This window comes from Flavobacterium sp. PS2, assembly GCF_046250155.1.
In the GTDB taxonomy this organism is placed as follows: Bacteria; Bacteroidota; Bacteroidia; order Flavobacteriales; family Flavobacteriaceae; genus Flavobacterium.
Map to the genome: position 1 here is coordinate 5,031,649 of NZ_CP176426.1, position 19,352 is coordinate 5,051,000.

18 protein-coding genes are annotated in these 19,352 nt (G+C 30.1%); 17 read left to right on the forward strand and 1 reads right to left on the reverse strand.

Features of this window, described 5'->3' with window-relative positions:
- Positions 1–384: 384 nt before the first annotated feature.
- The 17 genes from ACJ6WR_RS21770 (at position 385) to ACJ6WR_RS21850 (ending at position 18,975) form a co-directional block, all read left to right on the forward strand.
- Positions 385–1,539 (forward strand): helix-turn-helix domain-containing protein, encoded by a 1,155-nt coding sequence (locus ACJ6WR_RS21770; protein ID WP_409416480.1) that lies wholly within the window; start codon positions 385–387, stop codon positions 1,537–1,539.
- An 88-nt stretch (positions 1,540–1,627) separates the two neighbouring features.
- A complete protein-coding gene (locus ACJ6WR_RS21775) occupies positions 1,628–2,167 on the forward strand; it encodes a DUF3575 domain-containing protein (protein WP_409416481.1) in 540 nt (179 codons plus the stop codon).
- Positions 2,168–2,460: 293 nt separating this feature from the next.
- Positions 2,461–3,015, forward strand: coding sequence for a porin family protein (locus ACJ6WR_RS21780; RefSeq protein WP_409416482.1), 555 nt, complete (start codon positions 2,461–2,463; stop codon positions 3,013–3,015).
- Positions 3,016–3,272: 257 nt separating this feature from the next.
- Entirely contained in the window at positions 3,273–4,484 is a 1,212-nt protein-coding gene (locus ACJ6WR_RS21785) for a PQQ-binding-like beta-propeller repeat protein (protein ID WP_409416483.1), read from the forward strand.
- Between the two features lie 743 nt (positions 4,485–5,227).
- Entirely contained in the window at positions 5,228–6,211 is a 984-nt protein-coding gene (locus ACJ6WR_RS21790) for a hypothetical protein (protein ID WP_409416484.1), read from the forward strand.
- Positions 6,212–6,253: 42 nt separating this feature from the next.
- A complete protein-coding gene (locus ACJ6WR_RS21795; protein ID WP_039114335.1) occupies positions 6,254–6,742 on the forward strand; it encodes a DUF4280 domain-containing protein in 489 nt (162 codons plus the stop codon).
- An 11-nt stretch (positions 6,743–6,753) separates the two neighbouring features.
- A complete protein-coding gene (locus tag ACJ6WR_RS21800) occupies positions 6,754–9,636 on the forward strand; it encodes a hypothetical protein (RefSeq protein ID WP_409416485.1) in 2,883 nt (960 codons plus the stop codon).
- A complete protein-coding gene (locus ACJ6WR_RS21805; protein WP_409416486.1) occupies positions 9,633–10,586 on the forward strand; it encodes a hypothetical protein in 954 nt (317 codons plus the stop codon). The genes ACJ6WR_RS21800 and ACJ6WR_RS21805 overlap by 4 nt, the downstream gene beginning before the upstream one ends.
- Before the next feature lie 4 nt (positions 10,587–10,590).
- Positions 10,591–11,565, forward strand: coding sequence for a hypothetical protein (locus ACJ6WR_RS21810; protein ID WP_409416487.1), 975 nt, complete (start codon positions 10,591–10,593; stop codon positions 11,563–11,565).
- 169 nt (positions 11,566–11,734) lie between these two features.
- Positions 11,735–12,130 (forward strand): type VI secretion system tube protein TssD, encoded by a 396-nt coding sequence (tssD, locus tag ACJ6WR_RS21815; RefSeq protein WP_039114330.1) that lies wholly within the window; start codon positions 11,735–11,737, stop codon positions 12,128–12,130.
- Between the two features lie 37 nt (positions 12,131–12,167).
- Positions 12,168–13,976, forward strand: a complete 1,809-nt coding sequence (locus ACJ6WR_RS21820; protein WP_409416488.1) for a type VI secretion system Vgr family protein — start codon at positions 12,168–12,170, stop codon at positions 13,974–13,976.
- 18 nt (positions 13,977–13,994) lie between these two features.
- Positions 13,995–14,165 (forward strand): hypothetical protein, encoded by a 171-nt coding sequence (locus tag ACJ6WR_RS21825; protein WP_165572113.1) that lies wholly within the window; start codon positions 13,995–13,997, stop codon positions 14,163–14,165.
- Position 14,166: 1 nt separating this feature from the next.
- Positions 14,167–15,738, forward strand: coding sequence for a hypothetical protein (locus ACJ6WR_RS21830; protein ID WP_039114328.1), 1,572 nt, complete (start codon positions 14,167–14,169; stop codon positions 15,736–15,738).
- Between the two features lie 2 nt (positions 15,739–15,740).
- On the forward strand, positions 15,741–16,097 hold the full coding sequence (locus ACJ6WR_RS21835) for a hypothetical protein (protein ID WP_039114327.1): 357 nt from the start codon (positions 15,741–15,743) through the stop codon (positions 16,095–16,097).
- A 197-nt stretch (positions 16,098–16,294) separates the two neighbouring features.
- Positions 16,295–16,633, forward strand: a complete 339-nt coding sequence (locus tag ACJ6WR_RS21840; RefSeq protein WP_086895977.1) for a hypothetical protein — start codon at positions 16,295–16,297, stop codon at positions 16,631–16,633.
- A gap of 607 nt (positions 16,634–17,240) precedes the next feature.
- The gene (locus tag ACJ6WR_RS21845) at positions 17,241–18,527 is read left to right on the forward strand and encodes a HAMP domain-containing sensor histidine kinase (RefSeq protein WP_086895976.1); all 1,287 of its coding nucleotides are present in this window, start codon (positions 17,241–17,243) and stop codon (positions 18,525–18,527) included.
- Positions 18,528–18,540: 13 nt separating this feature from the next.
- Positions 18,541–18,975, forward strand: a complete 435-nt coding sequence (locus ACJ6WR_RS21850; protein WP_039114323.1) for a response regulator — start codon at positions 18,541–18,543, stop codon at positions 18,973–18,975.
- Here ACJ6WR_RS21850 and ACJ6WR_RS21855 read toward each other — a convergent pair.
- Positions 18,968–19,126: a hypothetical protein gene (locus ACJ6WR_RS21855; RefSeq protein ID WP_409416489.1), complete on the reverse strand. Its 159-nt coding sequence runs from the start codon at positions 19,124–19,126 to the stop codon at positions 18,968–18,970. The genes ACJ6WR_RS21850 and ACJ6WR_RS21855 overlap by 8 nt on opposite strands.
- Between the last annotated feature and the right edge of the window lie 226 nt (positions 19,127–19,352).

Here is a 19,352-nt window from a genome sequence, read left to right on the forward strand (position 1 = left end):
TTTAAACGATGCATTTACAAAAGTTGAAAGGATGGCTGGAGAATATAGATTTCCCACTTTATGAAGAGAATTAGACAGGCTGACGAAAGAAATATAAATTATTCACAAATAATCTTATAAAATCATTCATAAGTTGGTTAGATATTTCAATACTTGCCGTTACTAAACAAAGCTTCAGAGAAATCTGGAGCTTTTTTTGTTTGTTTAGATTTATAAAATATTGTCTGATTCTGATTGCAGGCATGAAGTCAGGAAACATGTGCATAGGCTTGCATGAGAACTCTTCGGAGAGTGCCTTTTAGTTAATCATTTCTTAATCCCCTAAGAAAATTCATCAGTATTAATATAAATTCGTCTCATAAAAACAACTTTTATATTAAAAAATTGATTTATACAACACTTTTAAATATTGCGATTTTCCAGGGAATAGTCTTAGGCTTAATTATTTTAAAGTCTTCTATATTCAATAGTAATTCAAATAAATATCTGGCATACTTACTATTTACACTTTCCATTGTTTTATTAAATTATGTTTTTGAAATTGAAGGTGTATTCACATCCTATCCTTTAATACGTTTTATAGATGCTATCGATTGGGTATTTCTATTACCTGTTTTCACATTTTTGTTTATTATAAACCGCATTGATGATGCGGTAAAAAACAGGCAAAAAATTTATTTGTGTTATATTCCATTTGTCTTTGCCAGCACTCTTAATATTACAATCCAACTTGATCATGTAGCAGGAATTTATAAAATTCCTGAGTCCTACATGTTCCTAATCACTATACTTCAGCTGATTCAGATTTTATTGGCCGTTATCACCATCCTGTTTCTACCTCTTTACTCTTATTTTATGATAAGACATTTAAAAGATCCTCAAGAGAAAAAATGGGTCATTACCTTATTGACTATCATGTATTTGATCTTATTTGTCTGGCTAACTACCTATTTGATTGGCCTGTTTTTTCAATTAGATATTTCTTCTACCATGAGTGGGGTGGCTATATTGGCAACATTAATAATGCACTGGACAGCTTATATCGGCATTTACAAATATAGGCTTGCCAAAAACAAAGATGCCATCTATAATTTTTTAAATACCAATTTAGCTGTTTCGTCTCCCAGTCTCCAAATTATAGAAAAAAGCCCAACAGAAGAAAATAATACCCCGGAAGAATGCAGAGAATCTATTACGGCAGAGAATCTTTATTTTCAAAAACTTGAAGTTCTTTGTAAAGAGCAGCACATTTATACCGACAGTACATTAAACAGAGAAAAAGTCGCTGAAAAGCTAGGTATAAGCGCAGGATATGTTTCACAAATTATAAACACGATAACAGAGGATAATTTTGCTAATTACATTAATCAATATCGAGTTGAAGCTGTCAAGGAAATGATTTCAAATTCTGAATATGAAAACTACAATTTGCTAGCGATGGGATTAGAATCTGGGTTTACTTCAAAAACGACTTTTTATAAGGCCTTTAAAAAAGTTACTGGTCAGACACCAAATGAATATAAAAATACCAGTAAATAAGTACCAATTTATTCATTTTTAAGTTTTTGAAACCTTTTCTAACTTTTCTTACGTGAATTTTGGATTTAAATAATTCAAATCACTTTTTATGAAAAAGAACTTTTTACTACTAATCATTTTGTTTGTCTTTTATTCTGCTAATGCTCAAAATGAAACTGATTCATATCAGAAAAATAATGAAATTAAATTAAATGCAATTGCTCCTTTATGGCAATCTTTTCAGGTTGGTTACGAAAGACATTTAAATCATAATTCGTCATTAGGACTTTCTTTTTATTATGTGTTTGACAATACAAAGAATGAAGAAGATTTAAACTATTCAATATCTCCGTATTACAGAAGATATTTGGGTAAAAAATATGCATCAGGCTGGTTTGTTGAAGGATTTGGAATGCTGACTTCAATAGATGGCAAAAAAATATACGCTTCAGAAGATCATTCAATATATACCGAAAATCCCGATGTTATTGATTTTGCTCTTGGTGCCGGCGGAGGCTGGAAATGGGTGAGTAAAAGCGGATTTCTTTTTGAAGTGAATGTTGGTTTTGGTGGCCTATTATTCAATGCAAATAAAACAGACCATACTATTGTTGCAAAATTTGGATTAAGTGCTGGATATAGATTTTAGTATTTCCTGTTATAAAACAAAACTTCAGAGAAATCTGGAGTTTTTTTTATTGTAGATTACCCATGAAACAACTTTGCATTCACGAAGGGGAAACTCGTGCCATCGGAGAAATTAGAATCCGGGTTTACTTCAAAACGACTTTTTATAAAGCTTAAAAAAAATAACTGGTCACAACACAAATAATGTTAAAATACCCCCAAAATAAGTACCAATTTATCCATTTTTAAGCTTTTGATACCTTTTCTGATTTTTCTTAACTGAATTTTGCAGTCAAATAATTCAAATCAATTTTTATGAAAAAATTTTTATTACTAGCTGTTGTTACAGTTTTAGGATTTACAAATGTTAATGCTCAAAAAATCAAATTTGGTGTTAAAGGAGGTTTAAACTTTGCAAATATCAGTGGAGATAATACCAAAGATATCGATCTTGTAACATCATTTAATTTTGGTGTTGTATCAGAAATTCCAATTTCCGAAAAATTCTCTTTTCAACCTGAATTAATGTATTCTGGTCAGGGATATAGTTTTAATGATAACACAGTTGCCTTAAGTTATCTGAACATTCCTTTAATGGGAAAATATTATGTAACAAAAGGATTAAGTGTTGAAGCCGGACCTCAAATAGGGTTTTTACTTGGAGCTAAAAATGAAAAAACAGATGTAAAAGATTCGTTTAATACTTTCGATTTTGGTGTTAATTTTGGTTTAGGCTATAAACTTGACAACGGACTTAATTTTGGCGCAAGATATAATTTGGGATTAACCGATATTAATAATGTAGAAGGTTCTTCCATCAAAAATAAAAATGGAGTATTTCAATTATCTGTTGGTTACTTCTTTTTCTAAAACTTAATAATTCAATAAAAATATTTTGCAAACAGTATTAACTCATCATTTTTTGGGAACAAAAATTTTGAATTAATCACTTAACCATTTCAATATCTTTATATCATCCACAAATAGGTTAGAGAATTGTTTCGTTAGGGTTACAAAGACAAAGCTTCAGAGAAATCTGAAGCTTTTTTCGTTTATATTTGTTTGCACTAAATATATTTAAGAATAAAATGCAAAAACCAAATAAAACATTACAATCTGAAACAAAAATGAAACAAAAACTAATAACTATTTTATTTGTATTTACTGTCATAAATATGTTTGGGCAAATTACAACTACTTCAAAACCTGATAAAACTAATTATTCTAATGATAAGTTGCCTCCTAACGAAGCAGTCACTAATAAGGTAATAAGTCCGCTTCAAAAAGTAACATTAGATGAAGAAGCAATCTTACTTTATGATTACGACGGTACTATTTTTTCATATGATTTTGACTCCGAAGATGTTAATTGGACTGTAAAACCTACAGATGCTAATACTGAAATGTGTGCAAATAAAGTAACAATACATGATGGAGTCATATACGTTCCATTTATAAACGGTGAAATTTTTGCAATAGATAACGAAACTGGGGATCCTTTTTGGAAATCAAGGTTAGGTAACATTACAGATAAAATTATTCTAAAAGATCAAACTCCGATTATAAATGGAGGAAAACTGTATATAACTGGTCAAAATCAAGATCAAAGTAGTAATCTGTACGCTCTTAATATAAAAGATGGTAGTTTATCATGGAGCTACAAGTTAGATTCTCCAAATAACGATATTCCAGTACTCTTTTTTGATAATAAAATTTTCACTCAAAGTGCATCGAATGTCTATAGTTTTGATGCAAATACAGGAAAAGTTCTTAACCAAAAAAGCTTTGAGGAAGCTATGACCGGAAAACCTGTAACAGATGACGAAAATGTATTTATAGCAAATGAAAAAGATGTGCTTTTTGCCTTAACTCCGAATAAGCTAGATGTTTTATGGCAATTTAAATTAGAGGAAAATCAATATAATATCAAGGAACGTATATTTTGCCAAGACAAAAAAGTATATTTTGCCGCACAAGGTTCTACAGTTTCTTCTGTATACGCTGTTGATTCAAAAACAGGAACTCAGATATGGAAAACTGATTTTAAAGGCGACAATATCGAATACATAACTGAGCAAAATAATGAACTTTGGGGATATACTCGTAAAGGAAAACTTTTTAAACTAGACTTAACGGATGGTAAATTATTACTCGAAATAAAATTAACAAGTATACCTGTTTCTAATATTGAATTTCCTGATGATGACAACTTGTTTTATTATTATTGTGATGCGGGTTTAATTCAATATAATTTAAAAGATAAAGAAGAAAACGTATATTATATGCGAACTTCTCTTAAGGACGATATCTATAGCGCATATATACAATTAGTTCGATAAAAAAGAGGAGGGAAGCTCTCTCAGTATTAATAATCTTTTGTCGAAATAAAATTAAGATTCAAATTCAAATTCAAATAGATTATCCTATTATAATCTTTAATAATTAGGTTAGGTTTTTTGATATTTCCCGCTATTAAAACGAAAAAAGCTTCAGAGAAATCTGGAGCTTTTTTCGTTTACACTAATTTCCTTTTTGTTTTTCTGAACGGAATTACAGGAAATAAATAGGATAATCACTCAAAACTTATTCAAATAAAAAGTAGCCTAAAACTTTATATAAAAGTTGGTACACTTTTATCAGATTAATAATTTATCAGAATTTTTAAAAACTGTTTTGTCAATGATATTTATTTTAATAAATGGAAAAAATAGCATTTAGTTTGCTTAACGATCCAATTTTTTTTACTCTTTTTTTTGCTTTATAAATGCGCTTTTTGAAACCCACTTTAGTCAATAAAATAGGGGGTTATTTATAGATTATACCAAATAATAATACTCTAAAAAATCTATAATGTTAATTAAAAAATTATTATTTTTTATTGTTTGATTTTGTAGTGTAAGAAAAATATGTATCTTTAAATTCAATATAAATCTTACATATTTTTATAATAATTGGGAAACATATTGCAGTAATCAATGAATATTTAACAAATAACAAAGACATGTTGTTTTGAAGATTATAAAGAATAATAAACTCAATGTGTGATTAAATACAAAATAATTTAGCTAGGATAATTTAAAATATGTCAGACTTAAAAAAAGTATTGTTAGAAAATGATAATACAATACAATTTAATCCTTTTGATGAAAATAGAGTTTATGGCTTTACGCTACAAAATTTTGAGGATGACAATTTAATTAGCACCATCCATTATAAAGTAGACATAGTATGTATTCAAAGTTATAATAGTAGTAATTTCTCTTTTGATATAAATAGAGAACAAGTTTATATAGATAATCTAGCCCCTGATTTGAAAATAGAACAAATAGCAGATAACTGTTCACAAGCGATTTTTCCGATTCGGGTAAAAGTTAGCGAAGAAGGCGATATTCTAGATATCATAAATCATAATGCTATTAAAGATAGATGGCTTCCTATAAAAGAAAGGTTGTCACAATATTATCAAGGAAATATAATTTCTGAAATACTTCTAAAAATTGAGTCTGTTTTAGTTAATAAGAAGCTACTAACAGAATCAATCTCTAAAATGTGGTTTTTCCATCTTTACTTCAAACCACTATATATAAAATATGATTTAGATCAAGCACATAATTCTGTTTGGGAATCACCTGTTTTTGGAAACCAAATCATAAAGTATGATGTGCAACAAATGATTGAAGAATACTACTCTGCAACAGATAAGATTTACATTAATATTAAAGGAAAATCTGCAGACAAGAGGACAATAAATGAAGTTTTGAATCGATGTGAATATCCAAAATCGGATATGGCTGGTTTTAAAGTAGAGCCTTTAAATTCTGATATGGAAGTGCAATATAAATTATATGGAGAAGATAAAAGTATATTTTCTATAATAGGAACTTACAAAACAAAAATTACAGAAAAAATACAGAAAACAACCCAAATAGAAATTTATCATTTACCTGAAAATAGTTCTTTCAGACCTGATTCGAAATCTAAGCAGAAGCGTGCATCATATTGGCAAGAAGAAAATGAGCCGGTTAAAGAAAAGAATAGTTTTTGGAGCATATTTAAATTATTTTAAAATAAAGCAGATTAAGAATTAAAGAAAATAACACTATTTATTATGAGTGAAAAACATATTGTAGTACAAGGCGCTACTTGCCAATGTAAATTTAGTGTAGAGCCTAAAACTGATAAATTAATGGTTAAAACGCATACAAAACATTATGCGAATGACAAAGACGGATCGAAAAAGCTAATTGCCAGTGATAAAGATATAGGGCAAACACTTAAGAAAAACACCTTTGGTAAGTGTAAGAAGCAACCTGCAGGAAGTGATTACTTACCGTGCCTAGCCCAAATTACCAAATGGAGTGGTATTTATGAAAAAATAGTTTTATCTAATCAAGGAAAACTATTACTAGAAGACAGTAAAGGGACATGCCCAATGGGAGCCCCCGATTGTATTACTATAACAGATCATGGTCAAACTGCTGAAGTGACTAAACAAAATGTGGAGAATAGTAAACCCGAGGTGTTAAATGAAATTTTCCCTGCAGTGGACTTTGAAGATTTAGATAATGCCGTTTTAATGATTGAAAATAAAGCTTAAAAGAGTAAATTATGAGTAAAAATCTACATCTTGTTCCAGTATTACCTCTTACTAAAGACCAAAAATTTGATAAAGCGATGGGGTGCTTAACCTTGTCTAAGGCAGGAGTGTTTGTCGTTGAAATTATACCCACAGCTGGGCTTCATGAAAACGCTCCAAAAAAACCAGGTGCTTTTAAAAAATTAACTCAAGAGGAAGTTTTGAAAATGCCTGACATTGATGACAGGAAGAGATACGTTGCGGAACATGAAAAAGTAGTAGAGAAAGAAAAACAATACGTTGAAGATAAGAAAGCCTTTAACGAAAAAATTCTTGAAGAGCTTAAAACTATAAGCTGGTCTTGGGAAGTTGTAGGTAACGGAATGAAAGGTAAAACAATAGCACATAACAGCGACTTTACTATTGGGATACCCAAAGATTATAAAAATGACATTTCTTTTCCGGAGATTCTGGTTGGTGGTGGCTTTGCCTGGCTTGAAGTTTTTACTAAAAATGATCCCGCTACTGGAAAAACACCACACGGATTGTATGTTCGTGCTACTGGTATCCCTCAAATTGTACGTATCGCATGGACAGATCTTGATTGTAAACCAATTACAGGAAAGGTGAAATTTGGCTCTAAAATTCTTTTAAACATTTATACAACTCATATGTATGGACAAGATTTAGAGGTTGGATTATGGGATAAAGACACTGCAGATCCTAATGATTTACTGCCAATTTCTAATAAGGATAACTTTGGATGTGAAGTGTTAGTACATAAATTACTTGAAAATGAGGTAAATAAAACTGGAATTTCTGGAGGTATAAAAGTAAAAGGTAAAACAGAATCACATGTTCAGAAAGTTAGAATTCCTGTTTTAATTGATGCAAAATGGATGGCTAAAGCAGGAAGTTCCTTGAAAATTTTCCCTACAGTAAAATCAAAAGAAACAGGGAAATTTTTAAAAATACCTGAAAATTGCTTTTTAGAAGTAGAAATAAAGGGAGAAAAACATGAGACTGTTACAGAACCTACCAATAATCCTGTTCTTGTTGGGAAAGTAGAAACTAATATTGCTAGTTTCAGCCCATGTAGATACGATAAAATTGAATTAAAAAAGCAAGACAAAGCAGGATCTACAATCCTTTTTGATTCGTCAAAAGATGAACAAAGAGCAATAAAAGATCTTGGAATAGAAATAGTTACAGGGAAGAAAGAAACATACCTTTTAGACTTTGATTTTCAAACCTTAGAATGCGAAAGAAAACCAAAACATAATACTCAGGAAATAATCATACTAACTATTCCAAAAGATTATGAATTAAAAATAGATCCAAGCTCCAAAGCAGAGCATAAGGTAAAAAAAGAAGAAAAAGAATTAGTAAAAACCGAATCGAGTAATAAAACTTCGACGATGGGTGCGAAGACAACGCAAAAAGAAAGTGTTGCTTCAGAAAAAGGAATTGTAACCGTTAGGCAGAAACAAATTGAGTTTGATGCGTTTTATAATTACGATATCCCACAGGACGCTAATGCCCTAACAACTTTTTATAAAGCAATGAAGTATTTCTGGCTGCCCAATTTAAGCGCAGATAAGATAAATACTCTTACTGCAGTCGCAAAAAGTTGTGCTTTTCAGCAAAATATAAATATTGCAATCTATCCCGACATTAAATGGACATTAAAATTTGGCTTTAATGTAAAGAAGGAAGATATTGAAAAACTAAATAGAAAAGGAGGGGATTTTGCACCATTAAAAACCTTTGAAGATAATGCTAAAGAAAAGGATGAGGCTAATTTTAGAGCTAATGAAAACGATACCACCGAGAAAGGCAAAAAAATTAATGAGGCTAATTTAAGACGAAAAGAAACCTTAGATAATGCTGAAAAGTACTTTACTCAAAAATATGATCTAAAACCTAAAACAACAGAAGTCGCACCAGTAGACAAAGGAACAAGTTTTAAGCAGTTGCTTGAGATTATGAAAAGAATGACTGTGTCTTTAGAAGAAGAACATTATGGTGGAGACATAAAAAATGAATTAACTGAAAATTTCGTAAAGCAAATTTACGAACAGTTAAGACCAGTAATTTTATTAGCTGGAAAAGCCATAGGTATTATAGAAGGGGATTATGATCAGAAAGGATATACTCCAACGCAAGAAAAAAGTATTGATGGCTTGATGGATAAGCTCAAAAGAAAAACTGTAGAATATGAAATATTATATCCTAAATTATCATTTGCAGGTTCTTGGTATTATGAGCAAATTGACGCCAAAAAATATCCAGCATTAGCAGGAAGACAAGGATTGGGTATAGATTTAATGCTAAAAGCTGGTCCTCTTTTAGGAGTCTCCATAAAATGGGATATTTTAGAACTTTTATGCAGAAGACACCCTATTGCTTATGCAGTATTAAAAGCTATTGATGCCTTATTATACATATTAGCAGACGATTCAAGTGCTATAACTTGTGAGTTCTCGGTATCAGGACAAATAGACACTACTGTAGATTTTCAATATAATAGGCTGGCAGGTTTTAAAGAAATTAATGCTAAGGGGAAAACCAGTATTAAAACAGCTCTGGAATTTAAAATAAACATTGCGAATACATATAAAACACTTGGATACGAAGCTATTTTGCAATTAGGATTTGGAGCTGGAGCTGAAGCAGGAATTGGTGTAACTGATTTTTACGGAATTGATAATAAAGGGTTTTTCGCCAAGAAAGAATTAGAATTTGAAGGAATTAAACTTTCGTTTTCAGCAACGGGTATAGCCCAGTTTAAAAAAGGGGATAGTGTAAATTTAAAGAATAGTAAACCTTTATTTGAAATAGGAGGATCTATAGAAGGAGAGGTTACCTTTTTGAATTACAAATTTGAAACAGATAAAATATATTTAATATCATGAAAAAAATAATTGTTCTATTATTAATTAATTGCAGCATTACAGGTTGTGCACAAAAAGAAATAAAAAAAGAAGACATAATGAATCAGGAAAACATAAAAAAAGTAGCAAATATTTACAAAGAAGTAAAAGAGTACAATTATAAGCCTAGTTATACCCTGCATATTGAAAAGGTTTCCAATTTTACTTTCGAAGCTTTGGTAAATGATGAACAATTGATAAAAAATTATAATTCAAAGAATTTCACAGGTTCTATGCCAATTAATGAAGCGTTACTACATTCTGGAAAACAAAAACTAACAATCCGAATGACTCCTTTAAAAGATGATAATTTTATTATGGCAAAGGAGATTGACATGGAAAATATAGCATTGAAGCTTAGTATTAATTATGGAGAATATGGAAAAGAAAAAGTAAAAGATTTTAAAGAAGCTCTAAGATATGAACTACCCAAGCAAAAAGGAAAACTGCCTTATTATGAAGTACATTTAGAATTTGATGTTCCAGTACTACCTTATGAAAATGATATACAAGGATGGAAAAACGGTGTAGATTTAACTAAAGAAGATAAAGATAAACTGTTGAAAGAAGTAGAGAATTTCTACAAAGAAATAATAGGATATTATGATGCCAAGGATGTAAATGCTATTGCTGGAAAATATTACAAAAGGCAATTAGAATTAGATAAAATGGGATACAGAAATAAGCCTGAAGATTCTCAAATGCTAATAGAAGAATGGATAAAAGATGTAAATGATGTTAAGCCTTTTGTATTTGAGGATTACGCCATGCGATTTTATGGAAATGGAAAAATGGTTGCTTTAGTAAGAACAGATAAATACTATTTTAATTTTTCAAACTTAATACGCGAAGATGCTGAAGGGAATGTTCAAACTTACATAATGTACTTGTACCGTCCTAAAGTTGGAGGGCCTTTAGAAGTAATTCGCTAAATTTATGAAAACACTATTTAGCACACTTTTATGTTTTGTTTTTTTATTTTCATGTGCACAAAAAGAAATAAAAAAAGAGGAGATTATGAATCAGGAAAACGTAAAGAAGGTGGTAAATATATATAAAAAGGTGAAAACTTATAATTACAATCCAAGTTATACACTTAATATAGATAAAGCTAACAATTTTACTTTTGAAGCATTAGTAAATGATTTACCAGTATATAAACAATATGACCCTGGTAATTTATCAGGTTTGACCCGAATCAATCAAGCACTGTTGAAGTTTGGGAAACAAAAGTTAACAATCCGGATGACTCCAGTTGTAGATAATAACTACAATATGGCAAAGGAAATTGATATGGAAAATGTGGTGTTGAAATTAAGTATTAATTACGGCGAGTATGGAAAAGAAAAAGTAAAAGACTTTAAAGAAGCATTAAAATATGAATTACCCAAACAAAAAGGAAGACTACCTTATTATGAAGTGAACTTAGAATTTGATGCTCCTGTAGTTGCTTATGAAAAAGATATTGAAGGATGGAAAAATGGAATAGATTTAAGCAAAGAAAATAAAGACGAACTGTTGAAAGAAGTAGAGACTTTTTACAAAGAAATGATAGGATATTACAAAGCCAAAGATGTGAATGCTATAGCGGGAAAATATTACAAAAGACAATTTGAAATAACGCAAGCTGATTATCAGAATGAATGGTTTGGTACTCCAATAGTTCATGATCCTCAAAAAATTGTAAATGAATGGATAGATAACGTAAATGATAGTAAACCTTTTATTTTCAATCAATATAAAATGCAATTTTTTGGTGATGGTAAAATGGTTGCTTTAGTAAAAGTAGATAGATATTATATTGATTACTCAGCATTAATGAGGGAAGATCCAGAAAGAGGTAAGGCAGTATGGTATGATATGTATCTATATCGTCCTAAAGCCGGAGGACCATTAGAGGTTATAAGATAACAAGATCTACTTATTTAAAATTAAAGTTTGTAAGTTCATTTTTAAGTAAATATCACTAAAAGTGGGTATTGTATGAAGCTATTAGATAGTATAGTTTTGAGAGATTAATTTTATATATTTAATATTCCGAATAAAGTTTTAACAATAAATAATCCTAAAAAAAAGACAAATGAGTTTTTTATCCAAATTACAAATCGATGGGGAAGAATATAATGTTCTTGAATTTAATATTAATTTTAAACAAGAAATTGATACCACAAGTAAACCAACTGGGGCTGCCAAGGGCGGTGTGGTAAAAATGATTATTGAAGCCAACCAAAATACTAATTTTTTGTCATGGATGTTAAATAGTGATTTGACTAAGGATGGAAAAATTGTTTTTTACAGAAGAGATGCACTGAGCAAAATGAAAGAACTTAAGTTTGTTAAGGCTTTCTGTATCAATTACGAAGAGCAATTTACAAGTACTACCGAAGTACCAATGAAAATAACCATGGAATTAGTGGCTAAAGAATTGACTTTTGGAGATGCTAAATTCTCAAACAACTGGATTGCTTTAGATTAAATTTTAAAAAATTTATTAAAAATAAGTACATATTATTATGGCACATTTCTCAGAACAAGTACATATTACTATAGGAAGTTTTTCTCAAAACATTGTTTATTATGATTTAAAGCTATCCCAAAAAATGGCCGATCATCATCATTTTTCATTTATCTGGCAATATACAGGTAAAGCAATTATTAAACCAGCCGATCAGGCAAAAGCTTTAAGGAGTTATTTAGGAGATGAAGTTATTTTTACTTTTAAAAGTCTTACTGGAATTCGACTTATGAGTAAAGGAATAATTACAGAACTCTCTTCTGTAGATCTTCATGGTAGCCCAGTTGGTTTGCATGTAACAGGAATAAGCCACACTATTGTTTTGGACGATATGAAAAAATCCAGAACGTATTTAGAAAGAGGAATGGACGATATTGTACTGGGAATTTTAGGTGAAGGACCAGGAGAGTTTTACCAACGAGATTCTATAAGGTCTACGTATCTTAAGGAATTTAAATATATGGCACAGTATAATGAAACCAGTTTTGAATTTCTGAAAAGATTGGCAACACGTTATGGACAATGGTTTTATTTTGATGGTATGCGTATGCAGTTCGGACAAACTAAAACTAGTAAAATAAAACTTATCAACGGAGCTTCATTGCATAGCTTTAAGATACAGACTAATATGACAGCACACAAAATTTCGTTGGCTGCATATGACTATAAAAATGCAAACAATATTCGAAATTCGGCTTTAAAAACAAGTACAGGTAGTAAAGATAGTTTCTCCTCAATTGTAGGATTTAATCAAGGAACCGTCACTCAAGGTGATCTAAGTACTGGTGCTTATACAACCAATGCTCAAAACAGAGAAGAAATAGACGAAATGGTTCAATTGCAAACCGCAGGAAACGATGCCAATAGTGTTTATTATAGCGGGATATCTTACTTGCCTTTAGGAATAGGACAGGTATTTACAATAGTAAACCAAACTGTAGAGCATGAACTTATTGTTACAGAAGCAATACACCATTCTGAAGTACATGGAAATTATTCATGTGAGTTCAAAGCAATTCCTTCGGATGTAGGTGCTCCGGATTATACTGATGTGCATGTTTTTGCCAAAGCAGAGACGCAACCAGCTAAAGTAAAAGACAATAATGATCCTGAAGCATTAGGACGAGTTAAAGTTGAGTTTTATTGGGCAGGTGGTACTACCACAAGCGAATGGATACGTATGATACAGCCCCACTCAGGTGTAGGTAAAGGATTTTATTTTATCCCAGAAATAGGAGAAGAAGTATTGGTCGGTTTTGAAGGGGCTAATGCACAGAATCCATATATATTAGGAACACAATACAATGGTAAAGAGGCATCTGGTTACGGATCGGCTCAAAATGATTTAAAAGCTATCCATACCCGCTCAGGAATTAAAATGGTTTTTAATGATGCCGAAGGCAGTGTTTTAATTGAAGATCCTAGTGGGAATACTTGGGAAATGGATGGGAAAGGAAATATAAGTGCAAATGCTCCTAAGAACTTTACACTTAATGCTGGAGAGGATTTTGCTATTTCGGCAGGTAAAAATGTAACTATTACAGCAGGTGAAAACATAGAAAATTCTGCGGACAAAGATATCATACAAATTGCGGCAAAAGATATCAATCAAACTGCTGCGGGAGATTTTACTGAGAATGCAAATAATAAAACAGAGATAATAGAAAAAACACATATAAGAAGTTCTCTAGAATCGACTCAGCATGCTGAAGAAGTTACCATTTTTAGTACCAAAGAAAGTATGCTTTTAGAAAGCAGTGCCAAAACGGTAGATGTAAATAGTGCAGAGAAATCGAATATGTTTTAATTATCTAAGAAATTATTTATGGCAATTACTAAAACCGCTAAAAATTTTTATACTACAGTTGACAACAAGTATTATGGCATTTCGCAGAAGTTTATTGAAACAGCTGAGAAAGTTGAAATCGTTGCAACCGATAAAAATCTTACATTGATTTCGAACAAAAAGGTACAACTAAAAGGTAATAAACAATAGTATGGGGAATGTAATACTTGGAGAACCGAGGTTTAAAAAACCAGAAGTAGTAGTGAAATCCGATGGTAAAATAACTGATATTGTTATGTTTGTACCGGGTACTACTGACCCTATAAATACCAAAGGATTAAAACACGAAGCTAATAAGGATTATTGGCGTGCTAGTAACGAAAATTTTTGGGGAAAGTTAAAAGAATTGAAATTTCAATTTCATGATTTACATATTGAAGATACATTTTTAAGTTGGTCTGGGGATAATAACACAGAGGAAAGAACTATTGCTGCAGATCGTTTGTTAGATTTATTTGTTAGAGTTTATCCTAAATACAAGAATAAAGAAGTCCACTTACACTTAATTGGTCACTCTCATGGCGGTAATGTGATTAATCAATTTACAAATTTGATTGCTACTGATAAAAGATTTCCTAAATTTTGGAAAATAAAAAGTATTACTTATTTATCTACACCTTTTTTTCAAAAAAAGCATCAGTTAAATCACGCTAAAGTACACAAGGAGTGTAAAATCATTAATGTTCATAATGAGTATGATATTACCCAACGTTTTGTGGCAGATTTTACATTGATAAATCTAGAAGTTTTTCTTAAAGATTTTCATTCTGACAGTTTTAAAAGAGGGATGGAAGTATTGGCAAGTGTAGATAAAAAAGCATTACAAGATAATGTTGTCGATTTTAGAATGAATGAGGAAGAGGCAATTATTATTTGGAGAGAAATGGCAAAAGTATTTCTTGGAGTTAATATTTTGACAAATCAATTCATTAAATATATTAAAAGTATAAACGTTGCTAAAGTCACTTTAGATAAAGAAAGAGATGAGTTTGTTGTTTTGCTTAAAAGCCTTTTAAAATGGACTTATGATGTACACGTAAACTTTAGTAGCATAAATAGTGGATATGGAAAAAGTAAGTTAGTTAGCAATTTGAATCTTACCCAAGGGGTAGCTGTATTAAATATCTTGTTTGATATAAAAACGGGTGTAAAAGATAGTTATATCTTAAAATTATTAGCAAAAGTATTTGCAGAAAGTCATGGTTTGACTGATAGTATTGATGATACATCTTGGTCACCAAAAAAACAAGCAGGAAGTTTAACTGTTGTTGATAGAAATATTACGACTAATGATTCCTATCACAGTAGAGGAAAAAAGGCTCAATTTGAGGGTTTTGCTACAGGAGTTGAAGGTGCTTTAAAAAGAAATAATTTAGAAGAACTATTAATGCGTTTGTTCAGCCAGTTTTTAGTACCAGCAACCCTTACAACGTTTAATAGCTATTTAGATTATGCAGAATATGCCGTAACAGGTGACTTAGATGCTCAAATCAAGATTTTAAGAAAAAATATACTAAACTATCAAAAGCTAGTAACTCTTTATCATGCGAATCTTGTTTCAGATAAAGATAAAAAAATAGATATGGCGATTAGACCAGGTGGAGTTCCTTATTTTGCAACTGTATCCCACGGTTTAAGTCATACTCAATTTTGGGAAAAAGTAGAAGCAGATCTAAGAAGTTCCTTTAGTTCAGGCATAAATACAGGTTATAAAAAGAAATAATTATGAAAAGCACTTACAAACTAATTCTCTATAGTATTATAATCTTTGTTATTTCTACGATAGGAATAACCTATTGGTATGTATCAGATCATCTTTTGTCTGATATGTCTGCTATGCCAATGAAATCATTGATGAATATTTCAATTTATATTGGACTTGTTGGGGCATTGATCCCTACTTTTTCTTTTTTAATAATTTATTTTTTAACTAGAAAAATAAAGAATAAATGGCTACTTTCTTTGGTGCTAATTATTCTATTTGCGGTAGTTTTAGCAATAGTTTATTGGTTTGTTTTGTGCGCGATATTTCAAGATCATGATAATCCACAATCTTTTATAAGTAGATTTTTAGGACTCTGATTAAAATAAAACATGCAGGTATTTAGCAAATTTTTATGTACCTCATTGAATTTAAACTAATAAAGTATTTATTGACAAACCTATGATATACATTCAGGTGTTAACTCAGAATACGGAAAAAGTAGATTTATGAAAGGGTTTGTGAGAGTAGAGTTATGTGGAGTTGCCGTTTTGTATATAAACCATAATTATTGAGAATGAAAGTTACAATAACAATTATCAAATACGTAATATGGCTTCTTTTAAGTATACTTTCAGGAATGGTATGGATGAGAATTGAATTAGGAAAACCTATTGATGCAACAAGTTTCTTTTCCATATTTAATGCACTATATGGATTTATAATAATTTGGATAGGTGGATTTATTGGATTGGTTTCCTTTATTCCATTTGTATTAATCGATTTATACTATATTAAAAGAAAAATACAAACTAAACTAAATCAAAATATTGCAAGGATTTTAGCCATTATTATTTTAAGCGGAATAATTACATTAATCCATTATGTTTTAGAATTCACACTAGATTGGGTATAAGTTTAGTTTTTACTCTTTCTAAATTTTTTCTTGAAATGAAAGTTGAATACGGTGAAGTAATAAAACTTTTGAAAGATATTTTAGATATTGTATCAGATTTATAGTTCACACTTTAACTGTATTTTACTATAATGTAAAAGAAAGTTAAGAAGTTTATTTAGGCGAAAATCCCAGAGATAAAATCAAACCTTTAAAATATCTCTTCAATGTCAGTTTTACTCTGGGTTAATCAAGTATAATTTTAAAGCTGTTAATTTATTTTAATAAGCTCTCTTCATAATTTTCAAGTATATTATAACAAACAAAATCTTACTTTGCTATTTTTTTCATAAATTAGCTAAAGTTTATATGGTTTTTTACTTTATAAACTTATTCTCAGCAAACTCACTTGCAAAAGCTTGAAGTAAAAAAGTTGTTTTATTCCGTTCTTAAGTTGAATCTTTTTATCAACATTACAACATATCACTTTCTCTAACCTACATAAAGTTGTCATACCAGAAAGGGATATTAATTTTAAAGGATTAACCTCCTTTTCATACACTTTTTAAACCTATTTACCTTTGCCTTAAAAACGTTCAAATGTGAATTACCAAATCGCAAAAATAGTATGAAGCAAAAAATAGAAGATATAGAGCAGTCGATACATATTCAAGAATTCCTTTTGGCAATTAAAAGAAAATCTGATAATTTGATTAATTATTTTCTTTTAATTTTTTTCATTGTCGGTTTATTACTGGCCTTTTATTATGATACATGGCAAATAGCAATAGGAGTAGGCAGTTTACTACTTGTTGCTTATTATTCTTCAAAATTTGCTTTGCCAGAATCAGACTTTTATCAGTACGTACTCAGTACGATATTAGGTATTTTTATGTGTCAATACATTTATCAAATGCATGGTATGTTCGAAATGCATTTTACAGCATTTGTAGCAAGTGCAATACTTATTACTTATCAAAACTGGAAACTACAAATACCGCTTACATTAGTTGTAATATTTCATCATGCACTGTTTGGTTATTTGCAATATAAAGGAGTTAGCAATGTTTTTTTTACTCAGTTAGATTATATGTCGTTGCAAACCTTTATTATTCATATAATATTGGCAACAACTATTTTTGGCCTTTGCGGATTATGGGCTTATCAATTTAAAAAATATAGTGAAGCACATATCAATCAAACATTTAGAAAGCGTGAAATTGAGAATCAAGAATTAAAAACCGCAAATTACGAACTGGATCGTTTTGTATACAGTACTTCGCATGATTTGCGTGCTCCTTTAAATTCAATGTTAGGTCTTATTGAAATTGCACAGGATGATACCGCCGAAGAATTAATGCTGGGACATCTCCAGATGTTAAAAGAAAATGCTAAAAAACTCGATAGCTTTATTTCCGATATCCTTGTTTATTCTCGTAATTCACGCATGGAAGTTCATAAGGAAAAAATAAACTTTAATGAACTTCTTGATGATGTAACCCAAAATTTAAAATTCATGGGAGATAGCAATAGGAGGGTTGGTTTTAAAGTAGATATAATTGGTGACACTCCTGTGTACTCTGATAAAAATCGTTTGGTTACAATTTTAAATAATCTTATTTCGAATTCAATTCGGTATCAAAACGCACAAATTTCAAACCCATTTATAAATATTAAAATAGTAACTTCTAATATCGAGACTAATATCATTGTGCAGGATAATGGTATTGGTATTAATAAAGAATTACACTCAAAAATATTCGATATGTTTTATCGCGTATCTCAAGAATCAGTTGGTTCGGGTCTTGGACTTTACATTGTAAAAGAAGCAATAAATAAACTCAATGGAAATATAAAAGTTCAATCTGAAATTGGCCAAGGAACCACCTTTGCTATTAAAATTCCAAACAAGTAAATTAACTTAATCTATGGAACAGACAACAACACCACCGTTTAAAAAAATTCTCGTTGTAGATGATAACGCAACAGATCGCTATATTGCCAATCGTATGGCAGAGAAGTATTGTTTTGCCGAAGAAATTGTTTTATTAGATTCAGCACCAGATGCTCTCGAATACCTTCTTTCATTAGAAAGTACGCCTGATTTACTCCCTCAGCTGATCTTCCTTGATATCAATATGCCTGGAATGAATGGTTTTGAATTTCTGGAAGAATACATAAAATTCTCTGAAATAATAAGAAGAAATTGTTTTATCATAATGATTACTTCTTCTACACATCCTGATGATCTTAAGCGTGTAGAAAATATTCCATCGGTAATCCGTTTTCTTAACAAACCACTCGATAGAGATAAATTTGAACTTATAAAACTTGAGTTTTCATTAAAAAAACAATTTATATAATCCTAGGTTTATAAAGCGTGAGGTAGCCAAAACCATTATAAGCAAGGGTGTCTTTTGGTATTGCAAAAATTACTGTATGAAATAGGATTAAGAATAATACAGCAATCAGGGTTTGATTAAAGTCAATAGTTTTTATTTTTTGTAGTATCATATGATTTAAGTGTTTTAGTTTCAAAATATTGATTTATAGATATATAAAGATGCTGTTTTCTAGAATATAAATTTAACGAAATATAAATTTGGTTTATAACAGATACTTTTTAATTATTAGGTATTACTCTTCAAGTTAATTTTCCAATATCTCTCTAATCAATGATAAAATGATTTGTGAATTGTTTTATTATTTCTTCATTCCAAAAAATTAAAAATCAGATAAA

Coding starts and splice junctions, on each gene's coding strand:
- ACJ6WR_RS21845 (WP_086895976.1), top strand. CDS start 17,241: ATGAAGCAAAAAATAGAAGATATAGAGCAGTCGATACATATTCAAGAA.
- ACJ6WR_RS21810 (WP_409416487.1), top strand. CDS start 10,591: ATGAAAACACTATTTAGCACACTTTTATGTTTTGTTTTTTTATTTTCA.
- ACJ6WR_RS21805 (WP_409416486.1), top strand. CDS start 9,633: ATGAAAAAAATAATTGTTCTATTATTAATTAATTGCAGCATTACAGGT.
- ACJ6WR_RS21840 (WP_086895977.1), top strand. CDS start 16,295: ATGAAAGTTACAATAACAATTATCAAATACGTAATATGGCTTCTTTTA.
- ACJ6WR_RS21825 (WP_165572113.1), top strand. CDS start 13,995: ATGGCAATTACTAAAACCGCTAAAAATTTTTATACTACAGTTGACAAC.
- ACJ6WR_RS21780 (WP_409416482.1), top strand. CDS start 2,461: ATGAAAAAATTTTTATTACTAGCTGTTGTTACAGTTTTAGGATTTACA.
- ACJ6WR_RS21855 (WP_409416489.1), bottom strand. CDS start 19,126: ATGATACTACAAAAAATAAAAACTATTGACTTTAATCAAACCCTGATT.
- ACJ6WR_RS21790 (WP_409416484.1), top strand. CDS start 5,228: ATGTCAGACTTAAAAAAAGTATTGTTAGAAAATGATAATACAATACAA.
- ACJ6WR_RS21775 (WP_409416481.1), top strand. CDS start 1,628: ATGAAAAAGAACTTTTTACTACTAATCATTTTGTTTGTCTTTTATTCT.
- tssD (WP_039114330.1), top strand. CDS start 11,735: ATGAGTTTTTTATCCAAATTACAAATCGATGGGGAAGAATATAATGTT.
- ACJ6WR_RS21850 (WP_039114323.1), top strand. CDS start 18,541: ATGGAACAGACAACAACACCACCGTTTAAAAAAATTCTCGTTGTAGAT.
- ACJ6WR_RS21800 (WP_409416485.1), top strand. CDS start 6,754: ATGAGTAAAAATCTACATCTTGTTCCAGTATTACCTCTTACTAAAGAC.
- ACJ6WR_RS21830 (WP_039114328.1), top strand. CDS start 14,167: ATGGGGAATGTAATACTTGGAGAACCGAGGTTTAAAAAACCAGAAGTA.
- ACJ6WR_RS21820 (WP_409416488.1), top strand. CDS start 12,168: ATGGCACATTTCTCAGAACAAGTACATATTACTATAGGAAGTTTTTCT.
- ACJ6WR_RS21835 (WP_039114327.1), top strand. CDS start 15,741: ATGAAAAGCACTTACAAACTAATTCTCTATAGTATTATAATCTTTGTT.
- ACJ6WR_RS21795 (WP_039114335.1), top strand. CDS start 6,254: ATGAGTGAAAAACATATTGTAGTACAAGGCGCTACTTGCCAATGTAAA.
- ACJ6WR_RS21785 (WP_409416483.1), top strand. CDS start 3,273: ATGAAACAAAAACTAATAACTATTTTATTTGTATTTACTGTCATAAAT.